Annotated in this window: 13 protein-coding genes; 4 read left to right on the top strand and 9 right to left on the bottom strand. The window is 62.6% G+C overall.

Annotated elements, in window-relative coordinates:
- Positions 1-246 precede the first annotated feature (246 nt).
- On the top strand, positions 247-1,443 hold the full coding sequence (gene cfa, locus O9K64_RS19880) for a cyclopropane fatty acyl phospholipid synthase (protein ID WP_275099851.1): 1,197 nt from the start codon (positions 247-249) through the stop codon (positions 1,441-1,443).
- 166 nt (positions 1,444-1,609) lie between these two features.
- Here the strand turns inward: cfa and O9K64_RS19875 are convergent, their stop codons facing one another.
- The 6 genes from O9K64_RS19875 to O9K64_RS19850 form a co-directional block, all read right to left on the bottom strand.
- Complete coding sequence (locus tag O9K64_RS19875; RefSeq protein ID WP_275099850.1) at positions 1,610-2,260, bottom strand: response regulator; 651 nt, start codon at positions 2,258-2,260, stop codon at positions 1,610-1,612.
- 20 nt (positions 2,261-2,280) lie between these two features.
- Positions 2,281-3,630, bottom strand: a complete 1,350-nt coding sequence (locus O9K64_RS19870) for a cache domain-containing protein (protein ID WP_275099849.1) — start codon at positions 3,628-3,630, stop codon at positions 2,281-2,283.
- A 166-nt stretch (positions 3,631-3,796) separates the two neighbouring features.
- On the bottom strand, positions 3,797-5,086 hold the full coding sequence (locus O9K64_RS19865) for a TRAP transporter large permease (RefSeq protein ID WP_275099848.1): 1,290 nt from the start codon (positions 5,084-5,086) through the stop codon (positions 3,797-3,799).
- An 18-nt stretch (positions 5,087-5,104) separates the two neighbouring features.
- A complete protein-coding gene (locus O9K64_RS19860; RefSeq protein ID WP_275099847.1) occupies positions 5,105-5,641 on the bottom strand; it encodes a TRAP transporter small permease subunit in 537 nt (178 codons plus the stop codon).
- A 54-nt stretch (positions 5,642-5,695) separates the two neighbouring features.
- On the bottom strand, positions 5,696-6,775 hold the full coding sequence (locus tag O9K64_RS19855) for a TRAP transporter substrate-binding protein (RefSeq protein ID WP_275099846.1): 1,080 nt from the start codon (positions 6,773-6,775) through the stop codon (positions 5,696-5,698).
- 214 nt (positions 6,776-6,989) lie between these two features.
- Positions 6,990-7,754: an alkaline phytoceramidase gene (locus O9K64_RS19850; RefSeq protein ID WP_275099845.1), complete on the bottom strand. Its 765-nt coding sequence runs from the start codon at positions 7,752-7,754 to the stop codon at positions 6,990-6,992.
- A gap of 170 nt (positions 7,755-7,924) precedes the next feature.
- Here O9K64_RS19850 and O9K64_RS19845 point away from each other — a divergent pair, with 170 nt between their 5' ends.
- Positions 7,925-8,893, top strand: a complete 969-nt coding sequence (locus tag O9K64_RS19845) for a substrate-binding domain-containing protein (RefSeq protein WP_275099844.1) — start codon at positions 7,925-7,927, stop codon at positions 8,891-8,893.
- Positions 8,893-11,778: a putative bifunctional diguanylate cyclase/phosphodiesterase gene (locus O9K64_RS19840; RefSeq protein ID WP_275099843.1), complete on the top strand. Its 2,886-nt coding sequence runs from the start codon at positions 8,893-8,895 to the stop codon at positions 11,776-11,778. The genes O9K64_RS19845 and O9K64_RS19840 overlap by 1 nt, the downstream gene beginning before the upstream one ends.
- Positions 11,779-11,865: 87 nt before the next feature.
- Here the strand turns inward: O9K64_RS19840 and O9K64_RS19835 are convergent, their stop codons facing one another.
- The gene (locus O9K64_RS19835; protein ID WP_275099842.1) at positions 11,866-12,447 is read right to left on the bottom strand and encodes a beta-class carbonic anhydrase; all 582 of its coding nucleotides are present in this window, start codon (positions 12,445-12,447) and stop codon (positions 11,866-11,868) included.
- A gap of 229 nt (positions 12,448-12,676) precedes the next feature.
- Positions 12,677-13,258: an RBBP9/YdeN family alpha/beta hydrolase gene (locus O9K64_RS19830; protein ID WP_275099841.1), complete on the bottom strand. Its 582-nt coding sequence runs from the start codon at positions 13,256-13,258 to the stop codon at positions 12,677-12,679.
- A gap of 337 nt (positions 13,259-13,595) precedes the next feature.
- Here O9K64_RS19830 and pckA point away from each other — a divergent pair, with 337 nt between their 5' ends.
- Positions 13,596-15,221 (top strand): phosphoenolpyruvate carboxykinase (ATP), encoded by a 1,626-nt coding sequence (gene pckA / locus O9K64_RS19825; RefSeq protein ID WP_275099840.1) that lies wholly within the window; start codon positions 13,596-13,598, stop codon positions 15,219-15,221.
- Positions 15,222-15,364: 143 nt separating this feature from the next.
- Here pckA and O9K64_RS19820 read toward each other — a convergent pair whose 3' ends face one another.
- Complete coding sequence (locus O9K64_RS19820) at positions 15,365-17,542, bottom strand: malate synthase G (protein WP_275099839.1); 2,178 nt, start codon at positions 17,540-17,542, stop codon at positions 15,365-15,367.
- Positions 17,543-17,764 lie beyond the last annotated feature (222 nt).

Genomic DNA, 17,764 nt, shown 5'->3' with positions numbered 1-17,764 from the left:
CCATCCTTTGGTCCGTAAACGGTGCATCCCTGCACCACTCCTCCGGCCTGCGCCGGAATGACGAAAATCCTGCAATTCGCCTTAAGTTAAGTGCCATTCAACCCTGATCCCGCCTGGCGTTTGGGGTGACACGGGTACGGAGGCTTCCGCTTCCGGTTGAATCCGCTATATTTGTAGCTGATACCGCCGCGCTCTATTCCGGTTGTCTGTATCGCATTAGGGGATGGATTGTTTTGGGAGAAGGCAATGGTTGAGATAGGAGATCTTATTTCTGGCGGACCGTCGGATCAGTGGTCCGATAGCGGCGGGAACCCGGAACAGCGGCCCGCGCCTCCCCCCATTCTGCGCGATCTGGCCGCGGAGGCGGACGTGCGCTTCAACGGCAACCGGCCGTGGGATATCCAGGTGTTCCACCCCTCGGTCTACCAGCGCATCCTGCTGCAGGGATCGCTGGGATTCGGGGAGGCCTTTGTCGATGGCCTGTGGACCGCGCAGCGGCTGGACGAGACCATCAGCCGGCTGTTGTCGCGGGATGTGGAGAAACGGGTCAACCGGCGCACCCGCTTGCGCTGGATCAGCGCGCTGCTGAAGAATCTCCTGTTCAACCGCCAGTCGCGACGGCGCGCCTTCCAGGTCGGCGAGCGGCACTATGACATCGGCAACGACGTCTACACCGCCATGCTTGATCCAACCATAAGTTACAGCTGCGGCTACTGGGCGCGGGCCGAGAATCTGCAACAGGCGCAAATCGCCAAGCTGGATCTGATCTGCCATAAACTCAATTTGCGACCCGGCCTGCGTCTGCTGGACATCGGCTGCGGCTGGGGCGGCCTGGCGCGGCATGCCGCCGAGCACTACGGGGTCATGGTGGACGGCATCACGGTCTCCCGTGAGCAGCTGATGCTGGCCCGGGAGCGCTGTCGCGGCCTGCCGGTACGTCTGGAGCTGATGGATTACCGGGACCTCAAGGGGAGTTACGACCGGGTGGTGTCGGTCGGCATGTTCGAGCATGTCGGGCCGAAAAACTATGCGGTCTTTTTCGACACCGTCGACCGTGTGCTCAAGGAGCAGGGCATCTTCCTGCTGCACACCATCGGCGAACATGCGGACACGGCCGCCACCGATCCCTGGATAGACAAATACATCTTCCCGAATGGAAAACTCCCCTCCACGGGACGTCTTGCAACGGCCATTCAGCCGCACTTTATCCTCGAGGACTGGCACAGTTTCGGCCACGACTACGACCTCACCCTGATGGCCTGGTGGAAGCGCTTCGACGCTGCCTGGCCATCGTTGCAGGCGCGCTATGACGAGTCGTTTTACCGCATGTGGAAATACTATCTGCACAGCTGCGCCGGCTTCTTCCGCTCCCGTCAGGGGCAGCTGTGGCAGCTGGTGCTGACCAAGCGCCCACGCACCGCGATCTATCGCTCGTTGCGCTGAGCCCTTAGGGCTCGCGCAAAAATAAGTTTCGGTATTCGGTCGCAACTGGACCCCGCTGGTGGCGTTACGCTTTTTGCCAAGGGAACGGCCATTGCCTGCAAAGCGTGCCTTGCCAGCGTGGCCCAGTTACGCCCTCGGTACTGCGAAATTATTCTTGCGCGAGCCCTTAGCCTAGCGACACCAGCTTGTGCTCGATGGCGTAGCGGGCCAGTCCGGCGGCGGTGTGAATATCCAGCTTGCCCTTGATGTTCTGGCGGTGGGTCTCGACGGTCCTTACCGAGATATTCAGGCTGCGGGCGATATCCTTGTTGCACTGACCTTCGGCGATCAGCCTGAGCACGGTCTCCTCACGGCGGGTCAATACCGGCTCATGCCCGCCCGGTCGGCCATGGAAATTGTTGAACAGGCTCTGGGAGGCGCCGGCACTCAAGTAGGTGCTGCCCTGGTGGACCGCCTCGATCGCCTTGATCAGTTCATCGGATGAGACATCCTTGAGCACATAGCCGTTGGCCCCGTCGTGCATCAGCTTGACAATGTACTCCTGATCGTCGTGCATGCTCAGGATCAGGACCCGGACCTCCGGCAGTTCCGCCTTGAAGCGGCGGGTGGCTTCCAGCCCGTCCATTACCGGCATGGTGATGTCCATCAGCACCACGTCGGGGCACAGTTCGTGGGCCCGTGCTATCGCCTCCCGGCCGTTGCCGGCCTGGCCCACCACCTCAATGTGCGGCTCCTCCTGCAGGCGCGAGCTGATGCCGTCCCGCACCAGGGGGTGGTCGTCCACCAGCAATACGCGTATCGGTGTGTGCTCGTTCATTGGCCAGGTACCATCACGGCTCAGGGTTCATCGGGCAGCCGGGCCTTGAGGCGGGTGCCTTCGCCGGTCCGGCTCATGAGGCTGAACTCGCCACCCAGCAGTTCAATGCGTTCACGCATATTACGCAGTCCGATGCCTTCGGCAAAGGGATTCGTCTGGGGGTCGAAACCACAGCCGTCGTCGCGGATGTCCAGGGTGACATTGCCGCCGCGCTGTTGCAGCCTCAACTGCACCTTGCACAGGCCGGCGTGGCGCTCGATATTGGTCAGCGCCTCCTGCACCACCCGGTAGAGGGTGATTTCGATATCCTCCGGCAACCGCTCATCCGCCAGTTCCAGCGCGAGATCGGTCATGATGCCGGTGCGCTCGCTGAAATGGCCGGTCAGGCTCTCCAGCGCCACCCCCAGGCCCATATCGTCCAGCAACCGGGGGCGCAGGTCATGGGAGATGCGCCGCACCTCCTGGATGGCGTCATTGAGCACGCCGGCACCGCTCTTCAGGTCCTCCAGGGCCGTAGCGTGTCCTTTCTGGAGCTTGGTGATGGCCGATTCGATGCGGAATTTCACCGACACCATCAACTGATTGATGCCGTCATGCAGTTCGCGGGCAAAGCGCCGCCGTTCATTCACCTGGAAGCGAACCGAGCGGTGGGCCAGTTCGCGCAGCCGGATATCGGCCAGCCGGCTCTCGTGCAGATTGATGGCGATGCCGATCAGGGTGATGATGATGACGGTGCCGACGATCACCATCAGCATGGTGAAAAAGGTGTTGCGGATGTTGATCGTCACCTGGGCCCGGATCTTCGCCACTTCGCTGGCGATGTCGTCGATATAGAGCCCGGTGCCGAGCATCCAGTTCCAGCCGGGGACCTGGACGGCATAGCTGAGCTTCTCCTCCTCCCGGCCGGAAGAGGGCTTGTTCCACAGGTAACGGTGGAAGCCGCCGCCATCGGCGGCGATGCGCAGCAGGTTGCGGATTACGTAGTCGCCGTTGCTGTCCCGCAGGTCGTAGAGATTGCGTCCGACGAGCTCGTTCAGGATCGGGTGTACCAGATTGACCCCGTTACGGTCATAGACGAAGAAATAGCCATCCTCGCCGTAGGTCAGTTCATTCAGGATCCGTTTTACCCCGTTGCGGGCGGTCTGCTCGTCCAGGCCCTGATCGCGGATGATATGGTCTATGGAGGTGAGGGCCAGGCTGACATAGTTCTTCAGCTCGCGCTTTTTCGACGCCAGCAGATTCTCCTCGAAGGTGTGGATCTCCTCCTCCGACAGGGTGTGGGCCTGATTCACATTGATCAGGGTGATCAGGCTGGCCACCAGCAGCAGGGGGAGTATGGCCAGCAGCAGTATTTTGGTTTTCAGGGACATAAAAGACTACATGATGTGATACGGCCCTATCCTGACAAAAAAAGCCGCCCATGTAACGCCCGCGGGGGAAAAATACGCAGTAATACGGAGTTGAATCTCCGGGGTAGACCACACGGGAGTGGAACAAGGCCGGAAGCGGAATCGCAAGCAATTCCGCTTCCGCGCATCAGCTCAGCCCGTACAGCCCGGGGAACAGCAGGATGGAGATCACAATGGCGATCTGCATCAGGATGAACGGCAGTACCCCGCGGTAGATGTCGACCGTGCGTACCGCGGGCGGCGCCACCCCCTTGAGGTAGAACAGGCTGAAACCGAACGGTGGTGTCAGGAAGGATGTCTGCAGATTCATCGCGATCAGGATGGCGAACCAGAGCGGGGCGATTCCCAGGCTGTCGGCCACCGGGGCCAGCATCGGCACGATGATGAATGAGATCTCGACGAAGTCGATGAAGAATCCCAGCACCAGAATCACCAGCATGGAGAGGATCAGAAACCCCATCTGCTCGCCCGGCAGTCCGCCGAGGATCTCCTCCACGATGAGGTCGCCGCCGGAGTAGGTGAAGGTCATGGAAAAGGCCGTGGCGCCGAGCAGGATGGCGAACACCATGGCGGTCACCTTGACCGTCTCCAGGGCCGACTCGAACAGCATGCTCCAGCTGAACTGGCGGTAGAACAGGGCCAGCAGCAGGGCGCCGAAGCCGCCCAGGGCGGAGGATTCGGTCGGCGTGGCGATACCGGCGAAGATCGAGCCCAGCACCACCAGTATCAGCACCAGGGGCGGCAACACCGCCTTCAGTGCCCGCAGATATTGTTCGTGCCGGTGGTTCAGATCCTCATCCATCGGCATGGCCGGGGCCACCTCCGGGTGCAGGAATGCCTTGATCAGGATATAGACTACATAGGCGCCGATCAGCACCAGGCCGGGGCCGACGGCGGCCTTGAACAGGTCGCCGACCGGGATGCCCATCACGTCGCCGAGGATGATCAGGATGATGGAGGGCGGGATGATCTGGCCGAGGGTGCCCGCCGCGCAGATGGTGCCGCAGGCGAGACGTTTGTCGTAGTTGAACTTGAGCATCACCGGCAGGGAGATCAGGCCCATGGCCACCACCGAGGCGCCCACCACGCCGGTGGAGGCGGCCAGCAGGGCGCCCACCAGGATGGTGGAGATGGCCAGCCCGCCGCGAACGCCACCGAACAGCTTGCCCATCGACTCCAGCAGCTGGGCCGCCAACTGGGTCTTCTGCAGGATGATACCCATGAAGATGAACAGCGGGATAGCCATCAGCACCGTGTTCTCCATGATGCTGTAGATACGGAACGGCATGAAGGCGAACATCTCCGGGCCGGCGGCGAACAGGCCGAACAGCAGCGCCACGCCGCCGAAGGTGAAGGCCACCGGGAAGCCCAGCAGCAGCAGCGCCAGGGCCGCAAAAAACATAACGATACCAATCATTGCACTCTACCTGCCGGATCAGAAAAAGGATTCTTCATGGGGGGCTTGTCGATGCCGCCCCAGCAACGTGTTGACCGAGTGCAGGATCACCCCGATACCGCTGACGGTCATGGCAAAGAAGCCGAACGGGATCATCGACTTGATCAGCCAGCGGTAGGGCAGGCCGCCGGGATCACCCGACTGCTCTCCCAGTGCGAAGGATTCACGTACGAAATCGACCCCGTAGTAGCAGACCAGCAGGGTGAACGGCAGCAGGAACAGCAGGCTGCCGAGCAGGTCGATCCACGCCCTGGCGTTGACCGACTGACGTTCATAGATCAGGTCGACCCGCACGTGGCCGTCGTGGCGCAGGGCGTAGGAGATGCCGAGCAGGAACACGCTGGCGTAGAGGTGCCACTCCAGCTCCTGCATGCCGATGGAGACATCGTTGAACATGTAGCGCATCACTACGTCGTAAAACACATTCAGCAGCAGCCCGATCAACAACACCCCGGCGATCCGGCCCAGCAGATCCGAGAAGCCGTTGATGACCTTTTCCAATTGCAGAAGAAACATAACCTGACCCCGAAGGCCGGACGGCCGCCTGGCGGCCGTCCGGCGGCTGTGGAATTATTTGGCGGATTGACTGTTGAGGTAGGCGACGTCGGAGATGTCGCTCCACACCCGCACCTGCTTCAGGTAGCCGGCCTGGGAGTCAATGATCTCCTTGGCCAGGGGGTCCCCGGCGGCCTGCTCGGCCAGCAGTTCGCTGTTGGCCTTCTCCATCGCCGCGATCACCGGTTTGGGGAAGGTCTTGACCTTGATCTCGGGGTATTCGCTCTTCATCTTCGCCCAGTTCTCGCCGCTGGCGTGGTAGGACTGCACGTACATGTCGTAGGCGGCGGTGCGCATGGCCACGCGCAGGATCTCCTGCAGATCGGCCGGCAGTCTGTCCCAGGATTTCTTGTTGATCATGAACTGCAGTTCGGTGGCGGGTTCATGCCAGCCGGTGTAGTAGTAGGGGGCGATCTTGTGGAAGCCCATGCGCAGGTCCAGCGACGGGCCGACCCACTCCAGGGCGTCGATGGTGTGGCGCTCCAGGGCGGTGTAGAGTTCGCCCGCCGGGATGTTGGTCGGCTTGGCGCCCAGCTTGGCCAGCACCTCGCCGGCGAAGCCGGGGATGCGCATCTTCAGGCCCTGCAGATCCTCCACCGAGTTGATCTCCTTCTGGAACCAGCCGCCCATCTGGTTGCCGGTGTTGCCGCCCGGGAAGGAGAGCACGCCGTGCTTGTCGTACACCTTCTGCATCAGCTCCATGCCGCCGCCGAAGTAGAACCAGCCGTACTGTTCCGGCGCGGTCATGCCGAACGGCATGGTGGTGAAGAACAGGGTGTTGGGGTCCTTGCCCTTCCAGTAGTAGGAGGCGGAGTGGCCCATGTCGTACTGGCCGGCGCGCACCATGTCGAACACCCCCAGGGGCGCCTTGTGCTTGTTCTTGGAATCGATGCTGATCTTCAGGCGTCCGTTGGACATCTTCTCCACCATCGCCGCCATGTTTTTGGTGGCGTCGCCAAAGATCGGAAAATTGGAAGGCCAGGTCTCCGCCAGCTTCAGCCGGTAGCTCTTCTCGGCGGCAAAGGCGGGGTTGATCAGGGCCACGGCGCAGACCGCGGCCGCCAGCAGTTTTCGGGTTAATCTGGATTTGAACATGGTAACGGATCCTCTCTCGGCCGATGCGCTGATCGGCGGTTTATTGTCAGGACTCAAAAGCGGCCCAGGGCCACGTAGACATGCTGACAATCGAGGGGGGAGACGCCTACTCGCAATAGTGCGCAGATCGGCACCGGACATTACCGAGTGACGGGGCGGTTCCTACCGAGTGCCGGTAGGTAATAACACTCAGGAGCATTCCGCTGGCAAGAGTTCAGGATATTTTCAGGTCAGCCCCGTTCCGGGGGGCCGCCCGCAGCAGGCGCACGATCTGGTAGAGCGCCAGGGCGGCCACCAGGTGCTTCAACGTGTGTCCGCTCACCAGCCCGCCCCAGGAGAAGATGAAGCGATCAAGCTGTCCGGCACCGAGGGCGACGCCATACAGCAGCACGGCGCCGATCAGGTAGGGGGTGTCGCGGGAGGGAAACAGCAGCGGCAGCCATATCAGCGTCAGCAGGGACCAGGCCTGGAAGGCGAGATAGGGCAGAAGGTTTTCCATACCGAGCCGGGCGCTGTAACGCCACCAGAGCAGGCTGGCCAGGCCGCTCCCAACCAGCGTCAGCAACAGCCAGGGGCCGTGCAACGGCCGGCGCTCCGCGATCACGGTCGTGACCAGGGCGGCGAAGCCGAGGCTCATGGGCAGTCGGTCCCAGAACAGACGGGCGTTGTCCGGTACCAGGTGGTAGTAGGCCGAGCCCAGGCCGGTGGCGGCGAGTGCCAGGAACAGTAGCGTGTAAGGCAGGTTGCCCGGCCTGTCGTCGCCGGGGCGGGGCGGGACCCGCCAACCGAGCCAGGCGACGAGCAGAAACGGCAGGTTGGAGATCACGTTGAACAGGTTGGGCACACCGAGCCCGCGGCGTTGGTCGGCGAAGTCGTGGTACGCCGGCGGCTGGGGAAACGCGGGCAGGATTGCCACCGCCAGGCCCAGCGCGCCGGCGCTCAGCAACAACCCGCCGGCGATGCGCTGCCGTCTATTCATTTCGTGCTTATCTCCCCGCCCCGGAAACGGGACGTCCGGACCGGTGGAACGCCAGGTCAGGACCGGTCGGCGATTCAATTTGAAAAACCCTAAAGTTTAGATTGGTTTTACCGATAGGTGTATTATATTGGACGCAGCGAGGCGGGGGGCCTCCGGTAGTTGCGGTGATCATGAAAAAAATACAGCGTGGTTTTTCCTTGCCGGCGCGAGCGATCACGGCCGTGCTTGTCCTGTTGGGACTGTTCTCGATGGCGGCGATGGTCCGCGCCGGGGAGTGGCCGGGAGAGCGCACTTTCCTGGTGGGGTTTGCCCAGGATCACATGGCCAATGACTGGCGGGCCGCCCAGGTGCGGGATATCGAGCGGGAGTTTGCCCGATACCCGTTCATCCGTTTCGTCTATACCGATGCCGGCGGCAAGACCGCCCAGCAGGTGGTGGATATCGAGAACCTGCGGGCGCGCGGGGTAGATCTGCTGATCACCAGCCCGCGCGATGCCGAAGCCATGGCGCCGGTAATCTCCAGCGTCTACAACGCCGGTATCCCGGTGATCCTGCTGAGCCGCCGTACCATAGGCGACGATTACAGCCTATTTATCGGCGCCAGCAACCGTCGGATTGCTCGCCAGGCGGCCGATTTCTTCGCTGAACGGCTGCACGGCAAGGGGCGCATCCTGGTGCTGCAGCACATCCCCACCTCGACCCCGGGGATCGACCGCACCGAGGGGTTCCGGGAGCAACTGGCCAACTATCCCGGTATCCAGATCGCCGCGATCAAGCGCGCCGACTCGTTGCGCCACTTGGCCATCAGGGCGGTAGAGGAGGCCCTGGCCGAGGGGATCGAATTCGATGCCATCTATGCCCAGAGTGACAGCATGGCCACCGGCGCGCGTATTGCGCTGAAGCAGGCGGGCCGGGATCCGGCCGCGATCCCCATCACCGGTATTGACTATATCGGCGAGGCGCGGGAGGCCATCCGTGCCGGGAAACAGGCCGCCAGTTTCACCTATCCCACGTTCGGCAGGGAAGGGGCGGAATACGCCATACGTATTCTGCGCGGCGAGACGGTACCCAGGGAGGTCACGGTGGATTCAGTGATGGTGACACGCGACAACGTCGACGCCATCGAACCGATCTTCTGATGAAAGTCGTCTCCCTGCTCAATCTGAAGATCAGGCAGAAGCTGCTGCTGTTCTGGTTTGGCGCCATCCTGCTCTCCCTGTTGCTGCTGGGAATTACCCTGTCGTTGTTGATCTCCCGGCAGTACGAGGCGAACGCCAGGGGGAAGATTGCCGCCGACTTCAACACCCTCTCCAGCGAACTGCATGGACTCCGGGTCAAACTGGAACGTGATGTCTCCCTGCTGGCCGCCCGGCCGGATGTGGTCTCCATTACCAGCCTGGTGGATACCTACCAGGATATCGGTGACTACCAGCCGCTGGTGTTTGATGGCGAGAAGAGACGCCTCGCCCGCTTGCTGTCGCAACAGGCGATGGCGAGCACTCTCCACCATGTTTCGGTGTATGACAGCAAACGGCAACTGATCGCCTGCAACTGTGCCTCGCGGCCCGGGAGCGAAGCGGGTGGCTATTCAAGCGTGCAGGAGGGGGAACTCACCTACCTGGGGGTCGAGCCGGGGGCACCGCTCCAGGAAAGCGATTCGAATCTGCTCTTGTCGCTGCCGCAGCGCCTGCCCAGCGGACGGACACTCCAGTACCGGATTCTCGATGACATGCTGGTGATCGATGCCTTCATGCCGGTCACCCGCACCTTACCTGACGGCGCCCAACGGGTACTCGGCGTGGTGCGGATAGTCGAGTACCTGGATGAGGAGTTTGTTGAGCGCATTCGTCGGCACACGGCGGGCGAATTCATGTTTTCGGTCGGGGAACGGCTGCGCTATGGCGGACTGGACGGGGTCAGCGTGGGCGCCACGGCCGGCTTGCCACTGCTGGGGGAGACCGATTTCTCCCGTTCGGGAAGCGTGTGGCGGCACGACGACAGGCATTTTCTCGGCTTCGGCAAACTGCCGCTGCAGGGGGGGGCGCCGGTCGTCTTCGTATTCGGCGTCGGCACGGATGATCTGGTGAAGAACTTCGAGGTATTCAAGACCTCGATCATTGCGGTGCTGATCGTGATGGCCATGCTGGTGCTACCGGCGGGCTTTATCCTGCTCAGCCGCAATATCTCCCAGCCCCTGGAGCGACTCGCTTCCGGGGTGCGGGCGTTGGGGCGGGGCGATTACATCGAGCTGGATACCCGGGGGAGCCGGGATGAGATCGGCGAGCTGGCGCACGCTTTCAACGAGATGAGCCAGGCGCTGCGCAGCCGTGAGGCGGGCCTGCGCAAGCTCAGCCTGGCCGTCGAGCAGAGTCCGGTGTCGGTAATGATCACCGATCCCGACGGATGCATCGAGTATGTCAATGACCGCTTTGTGGAGGTCTCAGGCTACAGCCGCGAGGAGGCGCTGGGCGCGAAACCCAGCCTGCTCAAGTCCGGCAACACCCCCCTGGAAAGGTACCGACAACTCTGGGATGCGGTACTCGGCGGCAGCGTCTGGCGCGGCCAGCTGAGCAACAGGCGCAAGAACGGGGAGCTCTACTGGGAAGAGGCGGTGATCGCGCCGGTCAAGGATGGCCACGACCAGGTCACCCACCTGATAGCGGTCAAGGAGGACATCACCCTGCGCAAATCCTATGAGGAGCAGCTGTTGCGCCAGGCGAATTACGACAGCCTGACCGACCTGCCCAATCGGTTACTGGTACTCGACCGCCTCTCCCAGGCGCTCGCTTATGCCGGGCGCCATGAGCTCAGCGTGGCGGTGATCTTTATCGACCTGGACAACTTCAAGAAGGTCAACGACACCCTCGGTCACGCGGTGGGGGATGCACTGCTGGTCAAGATCGCCCATCGCTTCGGCCAGGTGCTGCGCGGCGGCGATACCCTTGCCAGACTGGGCGGTGATGAGTTTCTGGTGGTTATCCCCGATGTGGCGGGGCAGAATGAGGCCGGCAATATCGCTGAAAAGATCATCCGAACCCTGGAACAGTCGATCAGGCTGGAGGGCCGGGAGATCTATATCACGGCGAGTCTGGGAATAAGCCTCTACCCCACGGATGGACAGGATTCACCGATCCTGATGCGCAACGCCGATGCCGCGATGTATCACGCCAAGGACAGTGGCCGCAACACTTACCGCTTCTTCACGCCGGCCATGAATGAGAATGCCCTGCGTCGCCTGGAGATGGAATCGCGCCTGCGCCATGCCCTGAAGAACGGCGAGCTGTCACTCCATTATCAGCCCCAGGTGGGCGCCGATGGGGGTGAGCTGCTGGGAGCCGAGGCGCTGTTGCGCTGGCACAACCCGGTGTTGGGGCAGGTGCCGCCGGACAAGTTCATACCCCTGGCCGAGGATCTCGGGGTGATCCACGAAATAGGCGAATGGATTCTCCTTACCGCCTGTTGCCAGGCGTATGCCTGGTTCGGTGAATGTCAGTCCCAGTTCCGCATGGCGGTGAATGTCTCGCCGCTGCAGCTTCGCGACGGCAGGATTGTCCCCGTGGTCCGCCGGGTTCTGGAGCAGAGCGGCTTGCCGCCGGCGATGCTGGAGCTGGAGCTGACCGAGGGTCTGCTGATGGAGAACCCGGAGGAGAAGGAGGCCCTGCTACGGGAACTCAAGCGGCTGGGTGTGACCCTGGCGCTGGATGATTTTGGTACCGGCTACTCGTCGCTCAGCTATCTGCGACGCTTTCCCTTCGATATCCTGAAGATCGACCGCAGCTTCATTCGCGACCTGACGACCGACCCGGATGATGCCGAACTGACCCTCTCCATCATCTCCATGGCCCACAGCCTGCGGCTGCAGGTGGTGGCCGAGGGTGTCGAGACCCTGGAGCAGCTGCAGTTCCTGCAGGCCCACCGCTGTGACCTGATCCAGGGCTTCTACTTCAGTAAGCCGCTCCCCGCCGCAGGATTCAGTGCCTGGCTCGACACCGATACCCGCGGCCGTCAGGTCCACGATCGCTGAACCCTCTCCTGCTACCTGCGGACATAGGCAGCGGAACTGTGGGAATAAACGCCGTTCCCGCCGTCCCGTTTTTTCCGGGACAGACGCCTAGCTTGCCTTGCCGGCTGCTGTTGCTTCAGGAATTTCCACCAGTTTTCCACTTTTGCAATCATAGATATAGCCGTAGATGGGAATATCCGACGGCACCATGGAACTGCCGCGGATACGTAGCACGTCCTCCACCACACTCTTCGCATTGTCGCTGATGGTCAGCCAGTTGATGTACTTGCCGTCGCTGGTGCCACCACCGGCGTTGCTGTCGTGCCACCCGCTGGCATCCACGCTCGCGGTCTGCAGGCTGCCCGCCAGCAGGTCGCCCATGATCTCGTTGGTGAACGTCTCCATGCCGCAGTCGGTATGGTGGATGACAAACCACTCCCGGGTGCCGAGCAGTTTGTAGGAGATCACCAGGGAACGAATGGCGTCATCACTCGCTCGACCCCCTGCGTTGCGGATGACATGGGCATCCCCCTCGGCGAGCCCCGCGTACTTGGCCGGATCCAGCCGGGCATCCATGCAGGTCAGTATGGCGAAGCGACGCCCCGGAGGCATGGGCAGAGCGCCCTTGTCACCAAAGTCGTCCGCATAAGCAGCATTGGCTGACAGCACCTCTTCAACAATCTTACTCATCGTCATCTCCTCCGCTTTACCGCATCCTGATCTGGCTGGATTCCCCATGCGGCAGTTCAGGAACCCAGCCACCAACCGGGGTGCGTAACCTGTCGATCTCCCATGAGTGGCACCTCGGCCCTTCCCGTTGGTCTGTGCGTCGTGGTATCAGTGTATTGTTTCCAGTCCATAGAAAAGGCGTGTGGAAAGACATCACCAACAAGCTTCAGTATAGAAACTATTTACGCCTTCAGTGTTGCATGGATCGGGAGTGGGTATGCCCCGCCGTTGTGATCAGCTCATCCAGCCATTTCAGGCCCGCCTCCCACTCCCCCAGACCCGATTCGTGGTTGATGTGGCCGTAGTCGCCGAGGAGTTCGACGCGGGCGCCCAGGCGTTCGGCGAACAGCCGGCCGCGTTGCAGGGCGGAGTAGGGGTCGTTGCGGCTCAGCACGGCGATGGCGGGGAAGGGCAGCGGGGCGAGTTGCGGGTTGGAGAAGCCCTGGATGGCGTCCGGCAGGTCGGGGCGCTGCACGTCGGGGATGGCCACCAGCAGGGCACCGATGACCCGGTCCGAGGCGTGTTCAGCGGCCCATTCGGCCACGGTGATGGTGCCCAGGCTGTGGGCGATCAGGATCACCGGGCCTGCGGCGGCGGTGATTTCCCGGTCCAGGGCGGCGACCCAGTCGTCGTGTTCCGGGAAGTCCCAGCTGGTGGGGCGGGTGCGGCGGCTGTTGGGCAGCCGCTGCTGCCAGTGGCTCTGCCAGTGTGCCGCGCCGGAGTTGCCGTAGCCGGGGACGATGATGTGGTGAATAGGGTTACTGGTGTGCATGGTTTGACCGGCTCCTAGGCGGTACGAATGTGGATCGAGTATAGGCTGCAAATACGCAGCGGAAAAAGAATGGCTGGCTATGACGCCAGGCTATTCCGTTATGTCAGCGCGGCGCTTGTTCTGCGAACAAGGGTGTAACATAATGCCTTCATAAGAATAATTATTATTTACTATTTTATTTTCCATTAACGCCAGCCAGTCCCGCTGTAACCGCCGCGGTATCCGGTTGATCCCCCGGGGGATGCAGGCGACGGAGCTTCCGCTCTACGGGGCAATGGATACCACATGGGATCAGCTGCGGCATTCCCATCGTTTTGAACAGCTTTCAGGAGATAGTATGGATATGGCGACCAGGGGCCTTGCGGCCGGAGTGGATCTCGGTCAGTACGGCATCACCGATGTGGCGGAGATTGTCTATAACCCCTCCTATGAGCAGCTGTTCGAGGAGGAGACGCGCCCCGACCTGGAGGGTTACGAGCGCGGCGTGGTCACGGAGCTCGGCGCCGTCGCCGTGGATACCGGTATCTTTACCGGGCGCTCCCCGAAGGACAAGTATATCGTGCGCGACGCCACCACCGAGGAGACCCTCTGGTGGTCGCACCACGGCAAGAACGACAACAAGGCGCTCTCCCAGGAGACCTGGGTCGAGCTGAAGGGGCTGGTGACCCGCCAGCTCTCCGGCAAACGCCTGTTCGTGGTCGATGCCTTCTGTGGCGCCAATGCGGACACCCGCCTCAGCGTGCGCATCATCACCGAGGTGGCCTGGCAGGCCCATTTCGTCAAGAACATGTTTATCCGCCCCAGCGAGGAGGAGCTGCAGCACTTCAAGCCCGACTTCGTGGTGCTGAACGGCGCCAAGGCGACCAACCCCGACTGGCAGCGCCAGGGACTCAACAGCGAGAACTTTGTCGCCTTCAACATCACCGAGAAGATGCAGCTGATCGGCGGCACCTGGTACGGCGGCGAGATGAAGAAGGGCATGTTCTCGATGATGAACTACCTGCTGCCGCTGCGCGGTATCGCCTCCATGCACTGCTCCGCCAATGTGGGTGCGGAAGGTGATGTGGCGATCTTCTTCGGCCTCTCCGGCACCGGCAAGACCACCCTCTCCGCCGATCCTAAACGGGCGCTGATCGGTGACGATGAACACGGCTGGGACGATGACGGTATTTTCAACTTCGAGGGTGGCTGCTATGCCAAGACCATCAACCTGAGCGAGGAGAACGAGCCGGACATCTTCCACGCCATCCGGCGCGATGCGCTGCTGGAGAACGTCACCGTCGGGGCGGATGGCAAGATCGATTTCAGCGACGGTTCGCGGACCGAGAATACCCGGGTCAGCTATCCGATCCACCATATCGAAAATATCGTCAAGCCGGTCTCCAAGGCGGGGCATGCGCAGAAGGTGATCTTCCTCACTGCCGACGCCTTCGGCGTGTTGCCGCCGGTCTCCCGGCTGACGCCGGATCAGACCGAGTACCACTTCCTCTCCGGATTCACCGCCAAGCTGGCGGGTACCGAGCGCGGCATCACCGAGCCGACCCCCACCTTCTCGGCCTGCTTCGGGGCCGCGTTCCTGAAACTGCACCCGACCCGGTACGCCAGGGAGCTGGTGAAGCGCATGGAGGCGGCGGGCGCCACCGCTTATCTTGTGAATACCGGCTGGAACGGTTCCGGCAAGCGCATCTCCATCAAGGACACCCGCGCCATTATCGATGCCATCCTGGATGGCTCCATCGAGCACGCGGCAACCAAGAGCATCCCGGTATTCAATCTGCAGGTACCGACCGAGCTACCCGGTTGTGACAGCGGCATTCTGGATCCCCGGGACACCTATGCCGACGCGGCGGAGTGGGATGCCAAGGCAAAGGCGTTGGCCCACCTGTTCGCTGAAAACTTCGGTCGCTATACCGACGCGGCGGAGGGCAAACGGCTGGTGGCAGCGGGTCCGCAGATCGACTGACCGCGCTGTCGCTGCGGCGCGGGTCGGCGCAGGCAACAATGGAAACGCCCGTCAAAGACGGGCGTTTCCATTGGTTACGGGATTTTTTCCCGGGTTTCACTGCGGCGTGGTCCGGGGTCCGAATTGCCCGTGTGCGGGAGCGATCAGGCCTGGCCGTACTTCGCCTTGGCCTCGCGCCGCCGCGCGTGCAGTACCGGTTCGGTGTAGCCGTTGGGTCGTTCGCCGCCCTTGAACACCAGGTCGCAGGCGGCCTGGAAGGCGACGCCGTCGAAGCCCGGGGCCATGTCGCGGTAGTTGGGGTCGTCGGCGTTCTGCCGGTCCACCACGGCGGCCATGCGTTTCAGGGTCTCCATCGCCTGCGCCTCGCTGCAGATGCCGTGGCGCAGCCAGTTGGCGATGTGTTGGCTGGAGATGCGCAGGGTGGCGCGATCCTCCATCAGGCCGACGTCGTTGATGTCGGGTACCTTGGAGCAACCCACCCCCTGGTCGATCCAGCGCACCACGTAGCCGAGGATGCCCTGGGCATTGTTGTCCAGCTCCTGCTGGATCTCCTCGGCGCTGTAGGTAATGTCGCCCATCAGCGGGATCTCCAGGATGGCGTCCAGGCTGGCCAGCTCGCGGCTCGCCAGTTCGGTCTGGCGTGCCGCCACGTTGACCTTGTGGTAATGAATGGCATGCAGGGTGGCGGCGGTGGGCGAGGGCACCCAGGCAGTGTTGGCGCCGGCCAGCGGGTGGGCGATCTTGGCCTGCAGCATATTGGCCATCTGGTCGGGGATGGGCCACATGCCCTTGCCGATCTGCGCCTTGCCGCGCAGCCCGCAGCGCAGTCCGATGTCCACGTTCCAGTCCTCGTAGGCCTTGATCCAGGGGAGCTGTTTCATCGCCTCCTTGCGCGCCACCGGACCGGCCTCCATGCTGGTGTGGATCTCGTCGCCGGTGCGGTCGAGGAAGCCGGTGTTGATGAACACCACGCGCTCCCTGGCGGCCTGGATGCAGGACTTCAGGTTGACCGTGGTGCGGCGCTCCTCGTCCATGATACCCACCTTCATGGTGTTGCGCGCCAGGCCCAGGGCATCCTCGATGCGGCTGAACAGCTCGCAGGTGAAGGCGACTTCTTCCGGGCCGTGCATTTTCGGTTTCACGATATAGATGCTGCCGCGCCGGCTGTTGCGGTACTTGCCGTTGCCTTTCAAGTCGTGCAGGGCGATCAGGGCGGTCATCATGCCGTCCAGGATGCCCTCGGGTATCTCGTCGCCGTTGCGGTCCAGGATCGCCTCGTTGGTCATCAGGTGACCCACGTTGCGGATGAACAGCAGGCTGCGGCCCGGCAGGGTCAGGCTGCCGCCGTCGGGGGTGCGGTAGCTGCGGTCCGGGTTCAGGTGGCGGGTGATGGTCTTGCCGCCCTTCTCCATGTCGGCGCTCAGGTCGCCCATGAACAGGCCCAGCATGTTGCTGTAGACCAGTGCCTTGTCCTCCGCGTCCACGGCGGTGACCGAGTCCTCGCAGTCCTGGATGGTGGTGATGGCCGCCTCCAGCAGCACGTCCCTGACCCCGGCCGCATCCCCCTTGCCGATCGGCGAGTTGCGGTCGATCTGGATCTCCAGGTGCAGGCCGTTGTTCTTCAGCAGCACCGCGCTGGGGGCGTCGGCCTCGCCGTTGAAACCGGCCAGTTTCTCCGGCTGCGCCAGCCCGGTCTCGCTGCCGTTGGCCAGGCCGACCGTCAGCACGCCGTCGATGATGCGGTAGCCGGTGGCGTCCCGGTGGCTACCGTTCGCCAGCGCCACCGCCTCGTCCAGCAAGTTGCGCGCGGTCTCGATCACCTTGGCGCCGCGGGCCGGGTTGTAGCCGACGGTGATGGCCAGGTCGCCGCTCTGCGCGATGGCGTCGGTACCGTAGAGGGCGTCGTACAGGCTGCCCCAGCGGGCGTTGCTGGCGTTCAGGGCGTAGCGGGCGTTGTTGATTGGCACCACCAGCTGGGGGCCGGCCATCTCGGCGATCTCCGGGTCGACGTTCTCGGTCTCGATGCTGAAGTCCGCCACCTCCGGCAGCAGGTAACCGATCTCGACCAGGAACGCCTTGTAGGCGGCCGCATCCAGCGGTTGGCCGGCATGCTGCCGGTGCCACTGGTCGATCTGCGCCTGGAGTTGGTCACGCCTGGCCAGCAGGGCACGGTTTTTCGGGGTCAGGTCGTCGACGATCTGCTCCAGTTGGCTCCAGAAGTCGGCGGCGTTCACACCGCTTCCCGGTATGATCCTGTTCTCTACCAATTCTTTGATCACGTTGGCGATTTGCAAGCCGCCGATCTGTGTACGTGCTGTCATGTAATGCCCTTGTCGCAGTTGATAATCCAATGGAAATGCCGTCATCCCGTGTGCCTGCAGGGGTGTTGCAACGGCCCGCCCGCCCCGGGCCACGGGGTTCCGACGCGGCCCGATGACTATATCCCTATATATTAGTCGTCTCCCGGGAGGAGTGGCCAAGCGGTACTGACGGCTGTCCGCACCCTGCAGTCAATAACCTCGCCATTTTAGGTGATAACGGCA

Origin of the sequence: Sedimenticola hydrogenitrophicus (genome assembly GCF_029017505.1) — a bacterium.
Classification (GTDB): Bacteria; Pseudomonadota; Gammaproteobacteria; order Chromatiales; family Chromatiaceae; genus Sedimenticola; species Sedimenticola hydrogenitrophicus_A.
The sequence above is the reverse complement of the archived record's forward strand: the minus strand, read 5'-3'. Positions and strand labels throughout refer to the sequence as shown.